Here is a 21,347-nt window from a genome sequence, read left to right on the forward strand (position 1 = left end):
CAGCGGGACAATTGCCCGTGCGCCATTGCACAAGCCGCATTGGGACAATAGATGGTGCAGCAGCCGCTACCGCCCGGCGCGGCTTCAGCCAGGACCACGCGCATGACCGATACATCAGAGGCAGCGAAATTGACCGACCGCGTCGCGGCACTGGTCGAGGCTGCCAAGCGGGCCGGCGCCGACGCCGCCGACGCGGTTGCCGTGCGCGGCCGTTCGATCGGCGTGTCGGTGCGGCTGGGAAAGGTCGAGCACACCGAAGCGTCCGAGGGCGACGATGTCTCGCTGCGCGTCTTCGTCGGCAACCGGGTGGCGAGCGTCTCGGCGACGGCGGCATCGGACCCCAAGGCGCTGGCTGAGCGCGCCGTGGCCATGGCCAAAGTCTCGCCCGAGGACCCCTATCAGGGTCTCGCCGATCCGGCTTTGCTGGTTGGCAAGGTGCGCGACCTCGATCTGTTCGACGCCACCGAGGTTTCGGCCGATCAGTTGAAGGAAGCGGCCCTTGCCGCCGAGGAAGCGGCCCTTGCAGTCAAGGGTGTCACCAATTCGGCCGGCAGCGGCGCCAGCGCAGGCCTCGGCGGGCTGGTGCTTGCCACGTCGAACGGCTTCGTCGGCCACTATGTCGCGTCGCGCTTTTCGCGTTCGGCCAGCGTGATTGCGGGTGAAGGCACCGGCATGGAGCGCGACTACGAATACTCTTCGAACCAGCATTTTTCCGATCTGGACGCACCGGAATTGATCGGCCGCAAGGCCGGCGAGCGCGCCGTGCGCCGCCTCGGCGCCCGCAAGGCGGCGACCGGTCCGGTCAACGTGGTGTTCGATCCGCGCGTCGCGCGCGGCATTGCCGGTCATCTCGCCGGCGCCATCAACGGCGCTTCGGTGGCGCGCAAGACCAGTTTTTTGCGCGAGATGATGGGCAAGCAGGTTGCGTCGGCTGCCATCACCGTCACCGACGAGCCGCTACGGCGTCGCGGCCAGGCCTCGCGCCCGTTCGACGGCGAAGGCGTCGAGGGCGAAAAGCTGTTGATGGTCGAGAACGGCGTGCTGAAGCACTGGTTCCTGTCGACGTCCGCCGCGCGGGAATTGGGGCTGACCACCAACGGACGCGGCGCGCGCAGCGGCTCGTCGGTATCGCCGTCTTCGACCAATCTCGCCATCGAGCCGGGCGACAGGACGCCGGAAGACCTGATCAGGTCGCTAAAATCCGGCTTTTATGTCACTGAAGTGTTCGGCCAGGGCGTCGACATGGTGACCGGCGAATACAGCCGTGGCGCATCCGGCTTCTGGATCGACAATGGTGAGCTTGCCTATCCGGTGGCCGAGGTGACCATCGCCTCGAATTTGAAGACGATGTTCCTCAATATGGTTCCGGCGAGCGATCTTGACCGCGATTTCGGCACTGCCGCACCGACGCTGCTGATCGAAGGAATGACCCTTGCCGGAGCGTGACCCGGTCATATCGGCCGGGGCCTCGGAAGACCTCGATCTGCTGCGCGACGCCGCCCGCGAGGCGGGCGCGATCGCCATGCGCTATTTCGGCAAGAACCCGCAAGTGTGGATGAAGGGCGGCACCTCGCCGGTCAGCGAAGCCGACCACGCGGCGGACGCCTATCTGCGCGAGACCCTGCTTGCGGCGCGGCCGGACTATGGCTGGCTATCAGAGGAAACGACTGACGATCCGGCGCGGCTTCTGGCGCGGCGCACCTTTGTCGTCGACCCCATAGACGGCACCCGCGGCTTCCTCGAAGGTCTGCGCTCGTGGTGCGTCAGCGTCGCGGTGGTCGAGAATGGCCGCACGCTCACCGGTGTGCTCGAATGTCCGGCCAAGGGCGAAACCTATTGGGCGCTGCCTGGCCATGGAGCTTTCCGCAACGGCAAGCCGATTGCCGTGCGCGGCCTGGGTAAGACGGTCGAGATCGGCGGGCTGAAGCAGTTGATCGACCTGATGCCGGCGCAATGGCAGGGCCGGGTGCGGCGGGCGGCGCACATTCCCTCTCTCGCCTACCGGCTGGCGATGGTCGCCAACGGCACGCTCGACGCAACCTTCGTCAAGCCCAACGCGCATGACTGGGATATCGCCGCCGCCGATCTCATCTTGCGCGAGGCTGGCGGCGCCGTGCTCGACGGCCATGGCCGCGCGCCGCTCTATGCCGGGGAGATCATCCGTCACGGCGCGCTGGTCGCCGGCAGCGGGCAGTTGCTGACCGTGCTTGCCGGCGTCATTGCCGATACGGAAGCGTGATCGAAGGTTCCAAAGTCGGCAGCTTTGGGCTAGACCTGTCGCAAACTCACAATATGTGAAGGACCGAAATGGCCGCGGAAGACGGAAAGAAACAGCTTTTGCACCTGGTGTTCGGCGGCGAGCTGAAGAAGCTGGGAGGCACCGAGTTCCGCGATCTCGACGCGCTCGACATCGTTGGCGTTTATCCGGACTATCAAACCGCGCACACCGCGTGGAAGGCAAAGGCGCAAGCCAGCGTGGACAATGCCCATATGCGCTATTTCGTCGTCCATCTGCACCGGCTGCTCGACCCTGAAAGCAAGGCCGCCGGTTGACAGCGATGGAGCATGAAGCGGTGAAAGGGCAGCCCACCGGCGCCGCGGTCCGAAGAAGACGCGGCGGCAGTTCGAAGACATTCTGGCGCAAGATCCGCGAGCCGTTGGCGCAGTCGCGAATCGTCAAGAGCATGATCGTCAGCCTGCTCGCCCAGTTCGTCCGCCTGGTGCGCCTGACCAACCGCGTGGTCGAAGGCTCGGCTAAATTTTCAGGCGGCGACTACGCCGAATTCGAACCCGGCATCATCGCGCTCTGGCATGGCCAGCATCTGCTGACCCCAGCCTATTATCCCAAGGGACGGCCGCTGGTCGCCATGGTCTCGCGCAGCGCCGACGCCGAACTCAACGCGCTGATGATCGAAAAATTCGGCATCGAGGCGGTGCGCGGCTCCGGCGGGCGTGAAAGCACGAAGCATCTCGACAAGGGCGGCGCCAAGGCGCTCATCGCCCTGAAAAAGTCACTCGTCGCCGGCAAGAACGTCGCCATGATCGCCGACATTCCCCACGGCACGCCGCGCGACGCGGGGCTTGGTATCGTTCTGCTGGCACGCCTTTCCGGCCGGCCGATCATGCCTGCCGCCATCGCCACCAGCCGCCGCAAGGTGCTGGAAAGAAGCTGGGACAAGACCACCATCAACCTGCCGTTCGGCCGCTCCTCGATCGTCATCGGAACGCCGGTTTTCGTGCCGGCCAATGCCGACGAGGCCGAAATGGAGCGCAAGCGCCAGGAAGTCACGGCCGCGCTCAATGCCGCGACCGCCGAGGCCTATCGGCTCGTGGACGGCAGGCCATGAGCGTCGGCTGGGCGCGCGCCTTCCTGGCGGCGTACCGCCTTGCCGGTGCCGCCGCCTATCCGCTGATGGGTCCCTATGTCGCCTGGCGCACATCGCAGGGCAAGGAAGACCGCAGCCGCAGCCGTGAGCGCTACGGCGTTGCCGGGCGGCCGCGCCCTGAAGGGCCGGTGATCTGGATCCATGCGGCAAGCGTCGGCGAGACCCTTGCGGTCGTGCCGCTGGTGCAAAGCATCCTCGACTACGGTGTCAACATCGTGCTGACGACGGGCACCGTCACTTCGGCGCAGGTTGCCGACGAACGGCTGGGCGACCGCATCATCCACCAATATGTTCCGCTCGACCTGAAGCCGGCCGTCAGCCGCTTTCTCGATCACTGGCGGCCGGACCTGGCGATCATCGCCGAATCCGAGATATGGCCGATGACCATCCTCGAGCTCGGCGCCCGACACGTGCCGCAGGTGCTGGTCAACGGCCGGCTGTCCGACCGTTCGTTCAAATCCTGGAAGAAGCGCGCCAACATCGCCGAGGCGCTGTTCGAGAACCTCGCACATGTCGTTGCCCAGTCGGATGTCGACGGCGAACGGTTTCGCGCGCTTGGCGCCCGGCCGGTCACCGTGTCCGGCAACCTCAAGGTCGACACCTTGCCGCCGCCCGTCGACGAACGGGCGCTGGCGACGCTGAAGCGCCAGATCGCCGGCCGCCCGACCTGGGCGGCAATTTCGACCCATGACGGCGAGGAGGTGGTCGCCGCGGAAGTCCACGCCACGCTCTACAAGCGCCACCATGGCCTGCTGACAATCATCGTCCCGCGCCATCCCGACCGCGCCGAAGCGCTGGCAGCACAGATTTCCGGCATGGGCCTGAAGCTGGCGCGGCGCAGCAAGGGGGACCGGATCACCGCCGACACCGATATCCTCCTTGGCGATACGATCGGCGAGATGGGGCTTTATCTCCGGCTGACGGAAATCGCCTTTGTCGGCCGCTCGCTGACCTCGGAAGGCGGCCAGAATCCGCTGGAGCCGGCCATGCTCGACACCGCTGTGCTGGCCGGCCGCAACGTCCAGAATTTTCGCGAGGCCTATCAGCGCCTGCTCGACAGTGGCGGCGCCAAGCTGGTGCGCGACCGCGACATGCTGGCCGGCGCCGTCAATTTCCTGCTGAGCAATGAAGTTGCGCGCCATGAGATGATGGCGGCCGGTGCCGCCACAGTCGACCAGATGCGCGGTGCGCTGGCGCACACGCTGAAGTCGCTCGAGCCTTATATCCAGCCATTGATCGTCAAGTCGCGCCTGAAGGGCGCCGACGGGCGATAGGTGGCGTCGGAAGCACCACCTTTCTGGTGGGAAGCGCCGGACTGGCGGGTCTTTGCGCTGTCGCCGCTATCAGCGGTCTATGGCATGGTCGCCGGCCGCCATATGCATCGGGCGATACGTCAAAAGATCGACGCGCCAGTGCTTTGCGTCGGCAACTTCACCGTCGGCGGCAGCGGCAAGACGCCGGTCGCCATCGCGCTGGCCAAGCAGGCCAGGCGCATGCAGCTCAATCCCGGATTCCTGTCGCGCGGCCATGGCGGCTCGTTTGCGCAGCCGCATGTCGTCGATGCCAGTCACGACGCCGCCAAGCATGTCGGCGACGAGCCGCTGCTTCTGGCCGAGCACGCGCCGGTTGCGGTAAGCCCGAACCGCGCCGCCGGCGCCAAGCTGCTCATGGAAGCCCATGGCTGCGATTTCCTGATCATGGATGACGGTTTTCAGAGCGCGCGCATCCATATTGATTATGCGCTGGTCGTCGTCGACGCCCGCTACGGCATCGGCAATGGCCGCGTCATTCCGGGTGGGCCGCTGCGCGCCAACGTCGTCGACCAACTGGTGTTCACCGATGGGCTGTTGAAGATGGGCGAGGGCACCGCCGCCGACCAGGTCGTGCGCCAAGCGGCGCGCGCCGGCCGGCCGATCTTCGAGGCGCATGCCGAGCCCGCGGCCAAGGAGCGGTTCGCCGGCCGGCGGTTCCTCGCCTTTGCCGGCATCGGCCACCCCGAAAAATTCTTCGACACGCTGCGCGGCACCGGTGCGGAAGTGGCGCTGAGCCGGTCGTTTCCGGACCATCACTTCTATGCCCCTGATGAACTCGCGGAACTGGCGGCAACCGCGCGCCGCGATGGACTGGGCCTCGTCACCACCGCCAAGGACGCCGCCCGGCTGCGCCACGGCGCTGCCCCGGCCGATTTCCTCGCTGAACTCGCCGTGCTGGAGATCGACGCCACGTTCGAACTCGACACTGTGCCGGAGCGCATCATCGACGAGACGCTGGATGCCTGGAGACAGCGGAAGCTGCGAGGGTAGGGCGTGCAGCGTCACGCGGAGATGCTGGCGGACAGCACCCCCCTCTGGCCTGCCGGCCATCTCCCCCGCAAGGAGGGAGATCAGCAGCTTTGCCAATGGCGCTCATTCTGCAACGCTGGTGATTTGGCGAAAGCAAAGATGATCATCCAATCTCCCCCGTTGCGGGGGAGATGTCCGGCAGGACAGAGGGGGGTGTGAAGGAACACGACCAACGGCTCTGTGCGCGCCTTTAACCCCGGCTGCGCAGGTCCGGATGCATCTCGATCTCGCGGCGCAGCGAGGCGGCGGCGCTGACATAGGGCTCCTGCCTGGCGACGCTCCAATATTTGAGCTCGTCCAGCGGAATGCTCTCGCCGGTCACCGCGCAGCGCACGAAGGCGCCGGGGCTGGTGACCTGGAAGTCGCCGTCGAGATAGCGGATACGGGCTTCCTTGCCGCCGGGGCCTTCGAAGCGGTTCATGGAGTGGTGCCAAGGTTCATGCTGATTTCATCGCCATAAATTGCCGGCAAGGTCAAGCTTGACGCAATGCTGAGGCGCTATTGTCGCTCCAAACCATTCTTATGGGACCGGTATGGACATTTCATCCGCCCGCCTGACCGCGCTGCTGCGTGAGGCCATGATATTGGCAGCGTTGCCGTCGGCGAAGGCCGATCCGGCGAAAGCAGCACTTATAAAGGCGCTGGTGCAGCCGCCGACGCCGTCCGGCGCGCCTTTGCAGCAGGCACCGGCGCCGGCGCTGCAGGCGCTGTTGTCCGCAGCCACCGCAAAGGGGCAGCAGACGGGTTCTGCCGAGGTCCTGCAAGCCTATCTGGCCCTTGCTGAACCTGGCGTCGAGGCGCCAGACAAGGTCGCGCCGACAAGGGTCGTTGCGGTCTCGCCGGCAAATGACGACACACAGCGCGGTCTGCCGCTGCCGCCGGCAAGGGCCGAAGATGGCGCTGCCGCAAAGCCCGCAGGACTGCCCTGGTTTGCGCTTCTCGCACCCGTGGTTTCGCCGCAGCGCCGCGCTGCCACCACCGATATGCCAATGAAGCGGGAGCAGGCGACGTCTGGGCCGAATGATGCGGCCCAGCCGGAAGGCCGACAGCAGACGCGTGTCGGTCTGATGGCGCTGGCAACCGGGTTTCTGGCCGTCGCCATTGTCGGGCTAGCCCTGCTGGTGCTTCGCTGAGCACCGAACGATCGCCGCTATCGCTCGGCTTCGAGGAATGCTTCCATCTTGTCCATCGCCAGCCCCGCCTCGACAGCGATACGGCGTGAAAGTTCGGCGGCAGCCATGCGCGGCCGCCCCAGCGGCCGGTCGAGCCAGTACGACACCGGGTTCAGCGCCGTGCGCTCGTCGACGGCGACGATGCGGCCTGCCTCCAACTGGTGTCCGGTCAGCGGCGGCCGTGCCAGCGCGATGCCGAGCCCATAGGCGGCAGCGTCGAGCACCAGATTATAGTCCTCGAAGCGGCGATCCTGCGGGCGCGGGCGGTAGTCCATCCCTTGCGCGGCAAACCAGGCACGCCAGCCGGAGGCGTCGGAATCGTTGATCAGTGGAAACCTCAGCAGCCGGGCCGGGTCGCCGCGGCCGATCTCGCGGGCAAGGCCGGGCGCGGCGACGGGAAAGACATGTTCCTCGAACAGCTTCACCGAGATGCGGCCCGGAATGCCGCCGCGGCCGCAGCGGACCGACAGGTCGATGCCTTCATCGGCAAGGTCGGCTTGGCGGATGTCGACGTCGAGCACGATGCGCAGCTTGGTGGGATTGTTCTCCAGCGCCGCCATGCGTGGCATCAGCCACAGCCCGCTGACGGAGGGTATCGAGGTCAGCCGCACCACGGCGGTGCCGCGCGGCTCGACCCAGCGGTCGGAATGGCTGGAGATCAGCGCAAAGGCTTCCGCCGTGCGCAGATGCAGGCGGTTGCCCTCGATGGTCAGCGAGACGCCGCGCGCGCCGCGGTCGAACACTTTCAGGCCCAGCCAGTCTTCCAGCTTGGCGATCTGCCGGCTGACGGCGCCGTGGGTGATGTTGAGCTTCTCGGCCGCGGCCGAAAAGCTCCCCGTTCGCGCCGCCGCATCGAAGGCGCGCAGGGTCTCGAGCGGCACCATTGTGTCTGAGCTGTGATCCACAGTCACAGGTGATCCTCGATTTGATCGTTTGTCAACCGCGCCGAAAAGGCGCTTTCTGCCTTTCAACACTCTGGGAACCCGAGGACAGGCAGATGAGCGCAACGACCAGCATGTCGAATCCGACACAGCGGATGGACACCACGGCGGCCATCGCCGTGGCGTTGACGGTGGTTGGCTGGGCCTCGGCCTTTCCGGCGATCCGTGCCGGCCTCGCCGCATTCGGGCCGCTGGAACTCGGTGCGCTGCGCTTTGCCATTGCCGCGGTGCCGGCGGCGATCTTTCTTGCCGTCAAGCGCCCGGCGCTGCCGAGGCTCGACGAAGTGTGGCGCCTGGTCTTTGGCGGCGCCATCTTCGTCGCGCTCTACACTGTCATGCTCAATTTCGGCGAATTGACGGTTTCGGCGGGTGCCGCCGGTTTCATCATCAATGTCAGCCCGATCTTCACCGCCATCATGGCAATGGCATTGCTCGGCGAGCGCTTCTCAAGCTGGGCCTGGTTCGGCACGGCGATTTCTTTCGCCGGCATCGGCATCATCGCCGTGGCCGACGGCAATGGCTTGAGTTTCGACACCGGCGCGCTGCTGGTTCTTGGCTCCGCGCTGTGCTCGGCCGTCAACACGATCATCCAGAAGCCGCTCTTTGCCCGCCATCACCCGCTGACCATTTCGGCCTCCAACATGATCCTTGGCGCGCTTTGCCTGGCACCCTTTCTGCCAAGCGGCTTTGCGCAGGCCGCGGCCGCCAACACGGCCGGTATCGGCGCCGTGATCTTTCTTGGCATCGTGCCCAGCCTGATCGCCTATGCCGCATGGGCAACCGCACTGTCGCGCCTCCCGGCAGCACGCGCCTCGAACTTCCTCTATCTGGTCTCGCCCATGTCAGCCCTGATCGGCTTCTTCTGGCTGGGCGAAGTGCCGACGCTGCTCGGCATAATCGGCGGTGCGCTGGCGCTCGGCGGCGTCATCGTGGTGAATTTGAAGCGTTAAAACAATGATTGGAGCTGTTTTCGGACTCAAACCGGGAACCGCTTCCATCAGAATGCAGATACCCAGAGGAAGGACAGCTATGGTACGCTGCCTTCACTGGGGGACGGAATGGGAAGACTGTTCATATCGGCAATGTTTTGCGTTTTGCTGCTGACCGGGAAAGCCGCCGCGGGCTGGTATCAGGTCGAAAACTACGAAGGCTCCATCGGACCTAACCCCGTCCACCTATCGCTGCAGAGATATGACAGTTTCGGCAGCGGGATTACGGTCGAGGGGAGCTATTTCTACGACGCGAAGCAAAGCCCGATAGCGGTGTACGGCAAGATCAGTGGCACCAGCCTCTTCCTTTGCGAGATTGCGGACGACAGGGAGTTCGACCGGGTGCTGGTCATGGGATCGAAAACGCCCGTTGGCACCGCCGGATGTCCGTTTTCTCTCGACCTTGGCGAAAGCGGCGCAACAGGGACTTGGAGCAAGGGCTCGGACAAGTTCCCGATCACGCTGAAGAAGGTCGCAAGCCTCGATGATACCGGCGAGGCGAAGGTTGACGGCACCGTCGAGATTCCCTTCTGGGCGCAGACAGCCACCCACAGATTTGCCGGGGTCTACGAGAAAGCGGGCTTTCTCGTCTGCATAAATAAATTGCGGGTCATCGATAAGAAGAAAAAGAAGGTCGTTCAGGAGATCGCTTTCGATGACGACGATTGCGATGCCGGCATGCTGATGACTCCCATCTACATGAATGTTCAAAAACAGGTTGGGAGAAGCTTCGAGATAATCTCCGTGAATTTTCGCGGCGGTAGCGCCGGCTACTCAAGGGATTACGTTTTCTCTCATAGGTTCAAGGATTATCGCCTGTTGGTGAATTGAGCGTGTGGCCTGACCTGGCTTGTGCTCACCGCCTTCCGAACAACCGCTCGATATCGGCGAGCTTGAGTTCGATATAGGTCGGGCGGCCGTGGTTGCAGGTGCCGGAGCCGGGAGTCGCCTCCATCTGTCGCAGCAGTGCGTTCATCTCCTCGGCCTTAAGCAGCCGGCCGGAGCGCACCGAGCCATGGCAGGCCATGGTGGCGGCGATCTTGTCCAGTCGTTCCTTCAGCGTCTCGATCGTGTCGTTGTCGGCGATCTCGTCGGCAAGATCACGCACCAATTGCTGGACATTGGTTTCGCCGAGCATCGACGGCGTCTCGCGCACCGCCACCGCGCCGGGACCGAAACGCTCAATGCCGAGGCCGAACCGGGCCAGCGTTTCGGAATGCATGGCCAGCCGCTCGGCGTCCTCCTCCGGCAGGTCGACGATCTCCGGCAAGAGCAGCATCTGCGAGGGCACCGCGCGCGAGTGCAGGGCATTCTTCAACGCCTCGTAGACCAGCCGCTCATGCGCGGCGTGCTGGTCGACGATGACAAGCGAATCCCTCGTCTGGGCGACGATGTAGTTCTCGTGGACCTGCGCGCGGGCGGCGCCCAGCGCGGTGCCGAGCAGCGTCTCGGCCGGCTCGGCTAAGCCGGCACGCGCATCGGCGCTGGCGAGCGGACCGGCGTCGAATGCAGCCTGGTCGTTTTCGCGGAAGCCGGCGCCGTCAAATCCCATATCCAGCGGCCGCTGTGGCGAGCGGTCAAAGCCCGAAAAGCCCGAGGCCCGGTAGGCCGCGTCATAACTGCGATGACCGTTGGCAGGACCCGCATGGGCGTAGGAGGCGGCTCCCGGCCGGAACGCCGCCACCATCCCGGCGGCCCCGCTGGTGGCGGCGCGGATGCCGGCATTGGCCAGCGCCTCGCGAATGGCGCCGACGATCAGCCCGCGCACCAGGCCGGGGTCGCGAAAGCGCACATCGGCCTTGGCTGGGTGGACGTTGACGTCGACGGTCGCCGGATCGAGCGTCAGGAACAGCACGGTCACCGCGTGCCGGTCGCGCGGCAGCACATCGGCGAAAGCGCCGCGAATGGCGCCGGCGATCAGCTTGTCGCGCACTGGCCGGCCGTTGACATAGGCATATTGCTGCAGCGCGTTGGCGCGGGTGAAGGACGGGATCGAGACGTGGCCGGTCAGGTGCACGCCGTCCCGGCTGGCGTCGATAGCGATGGAATTGTCGGGAAACTCGGCGCCCATCACCTGAGCGACGCGGCGCAGGCTGCCCTCGGTACTGTCATCGGTCGCCGGCAATTCCAGCGTCGAGCGGTCCGAGCCGGCCAGCGTGAAGCGCACGGCGGGGAAGGCGATGGCGATGCGCTTGAGCACGTCGCTGGTGGCGGAGCTTTCGGCGCGCTCGCCCTTCATGAACTTGAGCCGGGCCGGCGTGGCGAAGAACAGGTCGCGCACCTCGACCGTGGTGCCGCGGTTGGCCGCCGCCGGTTTGACCGCCGAAACGCGGCCGCCTTCGATGGCGATCTCGGCTGCAGCGTCGCCTGCGGCCGTGCGCGAGCGAACCGACAGTCGCGACACCGAACCAATTGACGGCAATGCCTCGCCACGGAACCCGAGCGAGCTGATATCATGAATGTTGTCGGCAAGTTTCGAGGTGCAGTGGCGCGCAATGGCCAGCGCCAGTTCCTGTTCGGGGATACCGGAGCCGTCATCGGTGACGCGGATCAGGTTCAGCCCGCCGCCGGCAGTGACGACCTCGACGCGGGAGGCGCCGGCGTCGAGCGCGTTTTCGACCAGTTCCTTCACCACGCTCGCCGGACGCTCGATGACTTCGCCGGCGGCGATCTGGTTGATCATCGTTTCGGAAAGCTGGCGAATGGGCATGGGGGTATTATAGGCGGATTCGAAGGGTGTGCGGAAGGCTTCAATGAATGCCGGACATTGGAGATGCCAGCGGGACAGCACCCCCCTCTGGCCTGCCGGCCATCTCCCCCGCAAGGAGGGAGATCAGATGTCACGACGGCTTTCGCCAATCTTCAATGCTTGAAGGGTGACGCGACATATGAACTGCCAATCTCCCCCCTTGCGGGGGAGATGTCGGGCAGGACAGAAGGGGGTGTGAAGGAACTCCGCGATAGTGACTACGCTGCAACCGATTTCAAGCCTGCGCCGCCAGCCAGTCCCTGACTTTCCGCGCATTCTCGCTCAACTCCCGGTTCTTCGGCCAAACCACATAGAACGCCTTGCCGGTTCTCAGCACATGGTCGGTCACCGGCACCAGCAGCCCCGACGCCAGGAGCCGTTCGGCCAGATGCCGCCAGCCGAGCGCGATGCCCTGGCCCTCCATGACGCCCTGGATCACGAGGCCGTAATCGTTGATGCGCAGGCCGCGCGCGGTGTTGTCGAGCCTGCCGCCCGCAGACTGGAACCATTCGTCCCAGCTAGCCGCCTCGCGGTAGGGCTCCTCGAGGTGGATCAGGCGATGCGTCGCCAGCTCCGCGACGCTCCTTGGCATGCCGAATTTCGCGAGATAGCTGGCGCCAACCACCGGAAAAATCTCCTCGTCGGCCAGCGGCAGCGAATGATAATCGGCCCAGTCGCGCGGTTCGCCGCCGCGAACGGCGAGCGGGATGCCCTCGGCGATGATGTCGAGATCACGGTCGGCGGTCTGGATGCGCAAGTCGATGCCCGGCAGTTCGTCGCGGAACTGCTGCAGGCGCGGCATCATCCAGAACGAGCCGAAGGCGGTCGACGCCGCCAGCGTGACATGGCCGCCGCTCGCCTGCAGGCGCAGATCCTCGGCCGATTTGCGGATATGCGACAGACCGAGCGAGACGTCGGCATGGAAGCGTTCCCCCGCTTCTGTCAGGACGACCTGGCGGTGGCGGCGCTGGAACAGCTGCGCGCTAAGCTGTTCCTCCAACCCGCGCACCGCATAGGAGACGGCGGCCTGCGTCATGCCGAGCTCGCGCCCGGCGGCGGTGAAGCTCGACAGCCGGCCCGCCGCCTCGAAGACGATCAGGCTGCCGGCCGAGGGCAGGAGGTGGCGCAGGCTTCGCATAAGCTGAGCTTATACAAGAGATCAGGATTTTCCAGCGTCACATCCATATTTCCTCTCGCTAACTTGGTTGGACGGAATGAGGAGGCTCCATGAACGCACCGGCCGCTGAACTGACTGAGCAAACCCACCGCCGCGGCGGCGGTCGCCTCGGACGCAAGGCGCTGAGGAGCGCCCCCGTCACCTCGTTCCCAACGCTGGTCCGCGAGATTCCCACCTACCAGATGGTCCCGGACGAGGCGGTGGAACTGATCCACCAGGAGTCACTCGCCATCCTCGAAGAGGTCGGTTGCGAGTTCCGCGACGACGAGGCGATCGCCATGTGGAAGGCGGCGGGCGCCGACGTGTCCGAGACACGCGTCCGCATCGACCGCGGCCTGCTGATGGAACTGGTCGCGAAGGTTCCGTCCGAGTTCACCCTCAATGCGCGCAATCCCGAGCGCACCGTGAGCGTCGGCGGCAAGAACTCCATCTTCGCGCCGATGTATGGCGCGCCTTACGTGCGCGACCTCGACAACAACCGGCGTTATGGCACGCTTGAAGACCTCAACAATTTTCACAAGCTCGCCTACATGGCCCCGGCGCTGCATTCGTCGAGTTCAATCATCTGCGAGCCGATGGAGATCGCGGTGCCGAAACGGCATCTCCACATCATCCATTCGGCGCTGAAGCACTCCGACAAGCCGTTCATGGGCATCGTTACTTCCAAAGATCGCGCCGAAGACACGATGGCGATGGCCGGCATCGTCTTCGGCGAGGAGTTCGTCCGCGACAACCCGGTCCTGGTGTCGATTACCAACTGCAACTCGCCGCTGGTGTGGGACGCCACCATGCTGGACGCGATGAAGGTCTATGCGCGCAGCAATCAGCCGCTGATCCTGGCGCCCTTTGCGCTGTGCGGCGCATCGACTTCGGCCTCGGCCGTCGGCGCGGTGGCGCAGGTCAATGCCGAAGCATTGGCCGGTGTCGCTTTCACCCAGCTGCTGCGTCCTGGTTCGCCGCAAATCTACGGCCAGTTCATGGTGACGGTCGACATGAAGACCGGCGCGCCGATGGGCGGCACACCGGAAGCCGCCCAGATGATGTATCTGATGGGCGCGCTGGCGCGGAAATACAAACTGCCCTGGCGAACCTCCGGCTTCCATGTCGGCTCCAAGCTCAACGACGCCCAGGCCGGCTATGAATCCAACATGCTGATGCATGCCGCCATCCTCGCCGGCGCCAATTATATTTGGCACTCCGCCGGCTGGTTGGAGGCCGGGCTGACCTGCGGCTATTCGAAATTCGCCACCGACTGCGAGCAGCTTGTCGGCTGGTACAAATATGCCGGCGGCCTGCCGTTCGACGACTTCAAGGAGGCCATGGCGGCGATCCGCGAGGTCGGGCCGCAGGGCCATTTCCTCGGCACCCAGCACACGCTCGATCATTACGAGTCGGCATTCTTCATGCCCACCATCATGGATTTCAACTCCTACGAACAATGGAAGGCTGGAGGGGCGAAGGACCACGACACGCGCGGCCGCGAGAAAGCCCGCAACATGCTGGCCGACTATGAAGAGCCGAAACTCGATGAGGGCATTGCCGAGGGCCTCAGGGACTTTATCGCGCAGCGCGAAGAGAGGCTGCCCGACAGCGTTAGCTAAGAGAACGACGAATGAGTTGATAACGGGCGAAGACCCGATGGGAACCGCAAGGGAGAAAGATATGACACTTTTCAAAAGCAATGGCGATCGCGTGCCAACGGCCATCGAGGCGATGGCGCAAGAGACGCGTGCTGGCCGTATGGACCGGCGCGAGTTTCTTGCATTGGCAAGTGCGTTCGGCGCATCGACGGCGCTGGCCTACGGCATGATCGGCCTTGCCGCGCCGGGACAGGCTTTTGCCGAGGAGCCGAAGAAGGGCGGCACGCTGCACATATCGATGTCGGTCAAGGCCCAAAAAGATCCGCGCACCTATGACTGGGTGGAACTCGCCAACATCTCGCGCTGCTGGCTGGAGCCGCTGGTCCGCTACACCAGGGAATTCACCTTCGAGCCAGTGCTGCTCGAAAGCTGGGACATCAATGACGACGCCACGGAATACACGTTGCATGTGCGCAAGGGCATCACCTGGAACAATGGCAATGCTTTCAACGCCGATGACGTGGTCTTCAATGTTACCCGCTGGTGCGAGAAGAAGGTCGCCGGCAACTCCATGGCCGCTCGCGTCGGCGGGCTGATCGACGAAAAGTCGGGCAAGGCCAGGGAAGGCGCGATCGCCAAGGTCGACGACAATACGGTCAAGCTGACGCTCAGCGCGCCCGACATTTCGCTGATCCCGAACCTCACCGATTATCCCGCGCTCGTCGTCCACCGCAATTTCGACGCCGAAGGCGCCGACCCGGTCAAGAAGCCGATCGGCACGGGCCCGTTCGAACTGGTCTCCTACGATGTCGGCCAGAAGGCGGTGGTCAAGCGTCGTGAAAACGGCAAGTGGTGGGGTGGTGAAGCGCCGCTCGACAGCGTCGAGTTCATCGACTACGGCACCGACTTCAACGCTTCGATCAACGCCTTCGAATCCGGCGAGATAGACCTCAATTTCGAGACGCCGGCCGACTTCATCGACATCCTGGATAAGATGGGGCTGGAGAAGTCCGAGGTTGCGACGGCAACCACGCTGGTTGCCCGCACGAACGTTACCCACAAGCCCTATGACGACCAGCGGGTGCGCAACGCGCTGCAGATGGCGGTCGACAACAATGCGGTGCTGGAACTCGGCTATGCCGGGCGAGGGACGGTCGGTGAAAACCACCATGTCAGCCCTATCCATCCTGAATATTTCGCGCTGCCCAAGAAGACGCGCGACGCGGCCGGCGCCAAGAAACTGATGGCCGACGCTGGGCAGGCCGATTTCGAGCACGAGCTGATCACCGTCGAGGACGATTGGCAGAAGAACACCGGCGACGCGATTGCCGGCCAACTGCGCGACGCCGGCATCAAGGTCAAGCGCACGGTGCTGCCGGGCTCGACCTTCTGGAACGACTGGACGAAATATCCCTATTCGATGACCATCTGGTACATGCGCCCGCTTGGCGTCCAGGTCCTGGCGCTTGGTTATCGCACCGGCGAGGCCTGGAATGAATCGGCCTATTCCAACCCGGACTTCGACGCCAAGCTGAAGCAGGCGCTGTCGCTGATCGATGTGGAGAAGCGGCGTGAGGTGATGAAGGATGTCGAGCAGATCCTGCAGGATTCCGGCGTCATCATTCAACCCTTCTGGCAGAAGCTCTACAGCCACATGAACAAGAAGGTGAAGAACTACGGCGTCCACCAGACCTTCGAGATGGACCTGCAGAACGTCTGGCTTGATGGCTGAGACGGTGCAGCCGGGGCTTCATGAGCCGCAAAAAAACCGATATGCAGGATGTCTGGTATTGCACCTTGCCGCCAAACGTCCGGAGTGCCTGCATGAAACCGATAGTGCTTGCCGCTGTCTTTTCGATTGCCTTGCCAGCGACAGTGCTGGCCGGGCCGGCTTCCAACGCCGTCAAGTTCTTTTATGTGCCTGAAGTGAAATTCGAGGGAGACGCAAAGTACCGCGACCGCTTCACCGAGCCGGTGACCAAGCTGTTCGATCTCAACGACCAGGCAACGAAGAACAAGCCCGACGAAGTGGCCTGCCTCGACTTCGATCCCGGCCTCGACGCCCAGGATTTCGACCAGAAGTCGATTGCCAAGACATTGAAGCTGGCCGAGACCGTCAATGGCGATACGGCCGAAGTCACCGCCACCTTCAGCCTTTTTGCGGAAGGCGATGATTCCAAACGCGAAATGCTGTGGTCGCTGAAGAAAATCGACGGCAAATGGAAGGTCGCCGACATTACCTCCAAGACCAGCAGCTGGACGCTGAGCGCGCTGGAATGCATGCCCGACAAAGCGCCGGAGTGATCCTGTGCTCCGCCGTCTTGCCCTGGCGCTGTCGCCCATGTGCGTGCTGGCGGTGGCTATGAGCGCAGCCGCGGCACAAGGCCTGTTGGGCCCGCCGCCAGCCAATGCCCCGGCCGTGACGGCACCGGCCGGCGCAGCACCGCCCGCAAATCCACCCGGGACAGCGGTGGAAGCGGCGACACCGCCGGTTGGGTGGTCGCCGGCCGACGCCGCACCGGCCGCACCCATTCTGCCGGGATCCCCGACGGCGGTGGTGCGGCCATTTTACGATCAGGTGGGGCTGGAGATCGATCCGGCGCAGCGCAGCCACTTCATCGACCCGGCAAAAACCGTTCTCGACAAGAGCGACGCGTTGCGCAAATCCGGGCAGGGCGAATGCCTCGACCCCAACATGGCGCTCGACAATGCCGACTATGACAAGGCCGAGATCGATAAGAGCCTGAAGACACTCGAAGCGATCAATGGCGACCAGGCCAAGGTCATTGTCGCCTTCGTCGTCGCCGGCAACCCGCATCGCCTTGAATGGAAATTCAGGAAAGTCGACGGCAAGTGGAAGATATCCGATCTGCTTTCGGTGACCGGTGAATGGGCGCTCAGCCAGTATCAGTGCGAATAATGTTGATTGAGGGTCAGCGCCTGCGATCCTTCGCGCCCCCCTCTGTCCTGCCGGACATCTCCCCCTCGGGTGGGGAGATCAGCAGTTCCAGCGTCTCGCCCGCTTCGCATCATTTGAGATTAGCGAAAGCCTATGTGGCGGCCAATCTCCCCCGTGTGCGGGAGATGTCCGGCAGGACAGAGGGGGCGCTGTCCCGCTAAAGGTCCGCAAAATAGCTTCAGCCACGGCCGCGATAGGGGGCAACGCCGGTGTCGGGCAACCAGGCGCCTTCGGGCGGAGCGCCGGTCTGCCAGAAGACATCGATCGGAATGCCGCCGCGCGGATACCAATAGCCGCCTATGCGCAACCACAGCGGCTTCGTTGCCGCCACAATGCGGCGGCCGATCATCACCGTGCAGTCTTCATGGAAAGCGCCATGGTTGCGAAACGAAGTCAAAAACAGTTTGAGCGACTTCGATTCCACAAGGGTGGCATCGGGTGCGTAGTCGATGACGAGATGAGCGAAATCCGGCTGTCCGGTTACCGGGCAGAGCGAGGTGAATTCCGGGCAGGTGAAGCGCACGATCGCCGGCGGCCCGTCGCCGCGCTGGAACGGCACGGTCTCCAGGACCGCGGTCTCCGGGCTCTGTGGCGTCCCGACGTGGGCGCCGAGCTGGGTGAGGGTTTTGGTATCGATCATCGTGGTTTTCCTGGGGATTTTCCGCGCTCATTAGCATCGGATCAAAAAGTGTGCAGCGATTTTCGGATAAATTCGATGCTTAAGACAAGAACTGGAGCAGCGCGCGCTGCTCCGACACAAACTGGAACGGCAGGAAGATGATGACCAGCAACGACCCGCTTCTCCAGCCTTACCAGCTCAAACACCTGACGCTGAAGAACAGGGTGATGTCGACCAGCCACGAGCCGGCCTATTCCGAGGACGGCATGCCGAAACAGCGCTACCGGCTCTACCACGCCGAAAAGGCCAAGGGCGGCATGGCGCTGACCATGACGGCGGGCTCGGCGATCGTCTCGCGCGACAGCCCGGCCGCCTTTGGCAATCTGCATGTCTATGACGACCGCATCGTGCCGTGGCTGGCCGAACTGGCGGACGCCTGCCACGAGCATGACTGCAAGGTGATGATCCAGATCACCCATCTTGGTCGCCGCACCGGCTGGAACAAGGCCGACTGGCTGCCGGTGCTGTCGGCTTCGCCGGTGCGTGAGCCGGCGCACCGCGCGTTCCCCAAAACCATCGAGGACTGGGACATCGAGCGCATCGTCGCCGACTATGCGTCGGCTGCGCAGCGCTGCCAGGCCGCCGGCCTCGACGGCATCGAGTTCGAATCCTACGGCCATCTGATGGACGGCTTCTGGTCGCCCGCCACAAACCATCGCGACGACGAGTTCGGCGGTTCGCTCGACAACCGGCTGCGCTTCACCGACATGGTGCTGGATGCCGTGCGGGCGGCGGTCGGCGAAAAATTCGTCGTCGGCATCCGCATGGTCGCCGATGAGGATTTTGACAAAGGCCTGTCGAAGGAGGAGGGCGTCGAGATCGCCAGACGGCTCGCCAATTCCGGCAAGGTCGATTTCCTGAACATCATCCGCGGCTCGATCGAAAGCGACGCGGCGCTCACCAAGGTTATCCCGGTGACCGGCATGCGCTCTTCCCCGCATCTCGATTTCGCCGGCGAGGTGAGGGCGGCAACGAAATTTCCGACCTTCCATGCGGCTCGGATTTCCGATGTCGCCACGGCGCGCCACGCCATCGCGACCGGCAAGCTCGATATGGTCGGCATGACCCGCGCCCATATCGCCGACCCGCACATCATCAAGAAGGTCATGGAAGGTCGCGAGCACGAGATCCGGCCTTGCGTCGGCGCCACCTATTGCCTCGATCGTATCTATGAAGGCGGCGAGGCGCTGTGCGTCCACAATGCCGCGACCGGCCGCGAGGCCGAGATTCCGCATATCATCCTGAAGACCGAAGGGCCCAGGCGGAACGTCGTTGTCGTTGGCGCTGGCGCTGGCGGGCTCGAGGCAGCTCGCGTGATGGCCGAACGCGGCCATCATGTCACGGTGCTTGAAGCCTCCGGTCAGGCCGGCGGCCAGGTTCGGCTGGCAACGCAGAACCCGCGCCGCAAGGAACTGATCGGCATCATCGACTGGCGGCTGGCCGAACTCGACCGGCTCGGCGTCGGGATCCGCTACGATACATGGGCCGAGCAGGACGATGTGCTGGCGCTGTCGCCCGACGTGGTGGTGATCGCCACCGGCGGCCTGCCGCAGAACCCGCCGCTGACATCGGGTGACAATCTCGTGACGTCGAGCTGGGACATCATGGCCGGCAGTGTCAAGCCGGCGGAGAACGTGCTGCTCTTCGACGACAATGGCGGCCACCAGGGCATGGGCGCGGCGGAGCTGATCGCCAATGCAGGGTCAAAACTGGAGCTGGTTTCGCCGGAGCGCTTCTTCGCCCCCGAAATGGGCGGCATGAATCACGTGCCCTATATGCGCGCCTTCCACGAGAAGGGCGTCACCATCACCATCAACACCAGGCTGCGCTCGGTGCGGCGCGAAGGTAATCAGCTGGTTGCCGAACTTGCCTCCGACTTTGCCAATGGCTGGCGCGGCGAGAGGCGGGTCGACCAGGTGGTGGTCGAGCACGGCACGGCGCCGCTCGACGATCTCTATCTCCGGCTGAAACCGCTGTCGAAGAATGGTGGAGCGGTCGACTATGAGCGGCTGGTCGGCGGCGGCGATATTTTTCCTTCACGCAATCCCGAAGGCGGCTTCGTGCTGTTGCGCATCGGCGATGCGGTCGCATCGCGCAACATCCACGCGGCCATCTATGATGGCATCAGGTTCGGCTTGCGGGTGTGAGCTTTACAAGCGGCCTACGGCTTGTTCCAAAACTCGATCTCACCCTTCCGGCGGGCGCAACTCGATCGATCAAAGTGATGGGTGGCGCGCAGCCAAACCTCTGTGCGGAGAGCCACCTTGCACATCCGTCCGAACTGCGCGCCGCGTACGCCACCGCCCGGGAGCCAGGCGGCGTACGACGCGGAATGCTTCAACCGGGAGGCAACGCGCGGCAGGGCTCAAATCATCCTGGCCGTCGCCATGCAAAGCACGGTGAGTACCAGAAGCCAGGCGGCGATGCGCTCGCCGCGTGCCATTTGGCTGCGCAGCGCCGCTTCCGTTGCGGCGTCCGCGCCGGCAAGCTGCCGGCTGGTCTTGCGGACGACGACGCTGAGAACGCCGGCAGCGGCGAAGGCGGCCAGGATGCCTAGCTCCAGCACCATTTCCATCGAGCCGAAATGGACGCCATGGAAGAAATACCAGAGCAGGGCGCCGGTCACGAACACCATGCCGGCCGAGCCCATTTGCGGTCCGATAAAGCGCTCCGCCCTGATCTCGGGGTCGCGGGCAAGCGTGATGGTGGTGCCGGCCCAGAACACGCCGGCTATGACGTGAAGGCCGATAACGACGATGTAGACATATTGCATGACCGCTTCCTCCTTGCCCGCCGCCCGTCCTCGGATCCCTGTCGAATGCGGGATAATACGAACTCGGTAGATCGACACGCATGATAGTTAGGTATCAAATGGTTCGATGTCAATGTATAATGCCGCGTTCCATCGCTCGGCGCCTTGTTCTACTGTCGGCGCATGACTCCCTTTGACCGTCCGCCAATCGGCATGAATCTCGCGCGCACCTCCAAGCTGGTGGCGCAGGCCTTTGACGCCGCTTTGGTCGAGGCCGGCGGCACGCTGCCGGTGTGGCTGACCTTGCTTTCGGTCAAGTCGAGCGAGCTTGCCAACCAGCGCGAACTTGCCGGCATGATCGGCATCCAGGGCGCCACGCTCACCCACCATCTCAACGCCATGGAGGCGCAAGGCTTGCTGACGCGCCGCCGCGATCCGGACAACCGCCGGGTTCATCTGGTCGAGCTGACGCAGGCGGGCGAAACGATGTTCCTGAAGCTCCGGGCGGCGGCTCTCATCTTCGACAAGCGGCTGCGCGCGGGATTGCCGGACGACAGGCTGGCGGAGTTCGCCGAGGTGCTGGCGGCATTGCGGGCGAATGTCGCGCCGGCCAAATGACCG

Annotated in this window: 21 protein-coding genes; 15 read left to right on the forward strand and 6 right to left on the reverse strand. The window is 64.3% G+C overall.

What is annotated here, in order from left to right:
- Nucleotides 1-102: 102 nt before the first annotated feature.
- From AC3EML_RS16655 to lpxK, 6 genes are all read left to right on the forward strand, one after another.
- Nucleotides 103-1,446: a TldD/PmbA family protein gene (locus AC3EML_RS16655; RefSeq protein WP_031194038.1), complete on the forward strand. Its 1,344-nt coding sequence runs from the start codon at nt 103-105 to the stop codon at nt 1,444-1,446.
- Nucleotides 1,433-2,239 (forward strand): 3'(2'),5'-bisphosphate nucleotidase CysQ, encoded by an 807-nt coding sequence (locus tag AC3EML_RS16660; RefSeq protein ID WP_023682944.1) that lies wholly within the window; start codon nt 1,433-1,435, stop codon nt 2,237-2,239. Before AC3EML_RS16655 ends, AC3EML_RS16660 begins: the two co-directional genes overlap by 14 nt.
- Nucleotides 2,240-2,307: 68 nt before the next feature.
- On the forward strand, nt 2,308-2,553 hold the full coding sequence (locus tag AC3EML_RS16665; RefSeq protein WP_023682943.1) for a DUF4170 domain-containing protein: 246 nt from the start codon (nt 2,308-2,310) through the stop codon (nt 2,551-2,553).
- 5 nt (nt 2,554-2,558) lie between these two features.
- Entirely contained in the window at nt 2,559-3,347 is a 789-nt protein-coding gene (locus AC3EML_RS16670) for a lysophospholipid acyltransferase family protein (protein WP_023682942.1), read from the forward strand.
- The gene (gene waaA / locus AC3EML_RS16675; protein ID WP_023671577.1) at nt 3,344-4,660 is read left to right on the forward strand and encodes a lipid IV(A) 3-deoxy-D-manno-octulosonic acid transferase; all 1,317 of its coding nucleotides are present in this window, start codon (nt 3,344-3,346) and stop codon (nt 4,658-4,660) included. Before AC3EML_RS16670 ends, waaA begins: the two co-directional genes overlap by 4 nt.
- Nucleotides 4,661-5,689 (forward strand): tetraacyldisaccharide 4'-kinase, encoded by a 1,029-nt coding sequence (lpxK, locus tag AC3EML_RS16680; protein WP_352520923.1) that lies wholly within the window; start codon nt 4,661-4,663, stop codon nt 5,687-5,689.
- A 229-nt stretch (nt 5,690-5,918) separates the two neighbouring features.
- Here lpxK and AC3EML_RS16685 read toward each other — a convergent pair whose 3' ends face one another.
- The gene (locus tag AC3EML_RS16685; protein WP_023682940.1) at nt 5,919-6,149 is read right to left on the reverse strand and encodes a DUF2093 domain-containing protein; all 231 of its coding nucleotides are present in this window, start codon (nt 6,147-6,149) and stop codon (nt 5,919-5,921) included.
- A 112-nt stretch (nt 6,150-6,261) separates the two neighbouring features.
- Between AC3EML_RS16685 and AC3EML_RS16690 the strand changes: the two genes are divergently transcribed.
- The gene (locus AC3EML_RS16690) at nt 6,262-6,861 is read left to right on the forward strand and encodes a hypothetical protein (RefSeq protein ID WP_352520922.1); all 600 of its coding nucleotides are present in this window, start codon (nt 6,262-6,264) and stop codon (nt 6,859-6,861) included.
- 17 nt (nt 6,862-6,878) lie between these two features.
- On the opposite strand, the gene AC3EML_RS16695 is transcribed toward AC3EML_RS16690, so the two are convergent.
- Nucleotides 6,879-7,784 carry a LysR family transcriptional regulator gene (locus AC3EML_RS16695; protein WP_050588886.1) on the reverse strand — a complete coding sequence of 302 codons (906 nt, stop codon included), beginning with the start codon at nt 7,782-7,784 and terminating at the stop codon, nt 6,879-6,881.
- Nucleotides 7,785-7,897: 113 nt separating this feature from the next.
- Here AC3EML_RS16695 and AC3EML_RS16700 point away from each other — a divergent pair, with 113 nt between their 5' ends.
- Both AC3EML_RS16700 and AC3EML_RS16705 read left to right on the forward strand, forming a co-directional pair.
- The gene (locus tag AC3EML_RS16700; RefSeq protein WP_352446178.1) at nt 7,898-8,791 is read left to right on the forward strand and encodes a DMT family transporter; all 894 of its coding nucleotides are present in this window, start codon (nt 7,898-7,900) and stop codon (nt 8,789-8,791) included.
- A gap of 108 nt (nt 8,792-8,899) precedes the next feature.
- Nucleotides 8,900-9,661, forward strand: coding sequence for a hypothetical protein (locus AC3EML_RS16705; protein WP_352520921.1), 762 nt, complete (start codon nt 8,900-8,902; stop codon nt 9,659-9,661).
- A 25-nt stretch (nt 9,662-9,686) separates the two neighbouring features.
- Here AC3EML_RS16705 and mutL read toward each other — a convergent pair whose 3' ends face one another.
- Entirely contained in the window at nt 9,687-11,540 is a 1,854-nt protein-coding gene (gene mutL / locus AC3EML_RS16710) for a DNA mismatch repair endonuclease MutL (protein ID WP_352520920.1), read from the reverse strand.
- Nucleotides 11,541-11,814: 274 nt separating this feature from the next.
- Nucleotides 11,815-12,717, reverse strand: a complete 903-nt coding sequence (locus AC3EML_RS16715; protein ID WP_023671586.1) for a LysR substrate-binding domain-containing protein — start codon at nt 12,715-12,717, stop codon at nt 11,815-11,817.
- 89 nt (nt 12,718-12,806) lie between these two features.
- Between AC3EML_RS16715 and AC3EML_RS16720 the strand changes: the two genes are divergently transcribed.
- The 4 genes from AC3EML_RS16720 to AC3EML_RS16735 all read left to right on the forward strand — a co-directional run bounded on the left by AC3EML_RS16720 (nt 12,807) and on the right by AC3EML_RS16735 (nt 17,256).
- Complete coding sequence (locus tag AC3EML_RS16720; RefSeq protein WP_352446174.1) at nt 12,807-14,357, forward strand: trimethylamine methyltransferase family protein; 1,551 nt, start codon at nt 12,807-12,809, stop codon at nt 14,355-14,357.
- Between the two features lie 61 nt (nt 14,358-14,418).
- The gene (locus tag AC3EML_RS16725) at nt 14,419-16,068 is read left to right on the forward strand and encodes an ABC transporter substrate-binding protein (protein WP_023824540.1); all 1,650 of its coding nucleotides are present in this window, start codon (nt 14,419-14,421) and stop codon (nt 16,066-16,068) included.
- 92 nt (nt 16,069-16,160) lie between these two features.
- The gene (locus AC3EML_RS16730; RefSeq protein WP_023694426.1) at nt 16,161-16,640 is read left to right on the forward strand and encodes a DUF3828 domain-containing protein; all 480 of its coding nucleotides are present in this window, start codon (nt 16,161-16,163) and stop codon (nt 16,638-16,640) included.
- A 4-nt stretch (nt 16,641-16,644) separates the two neighbouring features.
- Nucleotides 16,645-17,256: a hypothetical protein gene (locus AC3EML_RS16735; RefSeq protein ID WP_352520919.1), complete on the forward strand. Its 612-nt coding sequence runs from the start codon at nt 16,645-16,647 to the stop codon at nt 17,254-17,256.
- A gap of 217 nt (nt 17,257-17,473) precedes the next feature.
- Here the strand turns inward: AC3EML_RS16735 and queF are convergent, their stop codons facing one another.
- Nucleotides 17,474-17,935: a preQ(1) synthase gene (gene queF / locus AC3EML_RS16740; RefSeq protein ID WP_023715229.1), complete on the reverse strand. Its 462-nt coding sequence runs from the start codon at nt 17,933-17,935 to the stop codon at nt 17,474-17,476.
- Nucleotides 17,936-18,075: 140 nt separating this feature from the next.
- Here queF and AC3EML_RS16745 point away from each other — a divergent pair, with 140 nt between their 5' ends.
- The gene (locus tag AC3EML_RS16745) at nt 18,076-20,121 is read left to right on the forward strand and encodes an oxidoreductase (RefSeq protein ID WP_352521092.1); all 2,046 of its coding nucleotides are present in this window, start codon (nt 18,076-18,078) and stop codon (nt 20,119-20,121) included.
- Between the two features lie 218 nt (nt 20,122-20,339).
- Here the strand turns inward: AC3EML_RS16745 and AC3EML_RS16750 are convergent, their stop codons facing one another.
- Entirely contained in the window at nt 20,340-20,747 is a 408-nt protein-coding gene (locus AC3EML_RS16750; protein WP_352520918.1) for a hypothetical protein, read from the reverse strand.
- Between the two features lie 192 nt (nt 20,748-20,939).
- Between AC3EML_RS16750 and AC3EML_RS16755 the strand changes: the two genes are divergently transcribed.
- Nucleotides 20,940-21,344 carry a MarR family winged helix-turn-helix transcriptional regulator gene (locus AC3EML_RS16755; protein ID WP_023672921.1) on the forward strand — a complete coding sequence of 135 codons (405 nt, stop codon included), beginning with the start codon at nt 20,940-20,942 and terminating at the stop codon, nt 21,342-21,344.
- The last annotated feature ends 3 nt before the right edge of the window (nt 21,345-21,347 follow it).

This window comes from Mesorhizobium sp. P170090, from assembly GCF_057786115.1.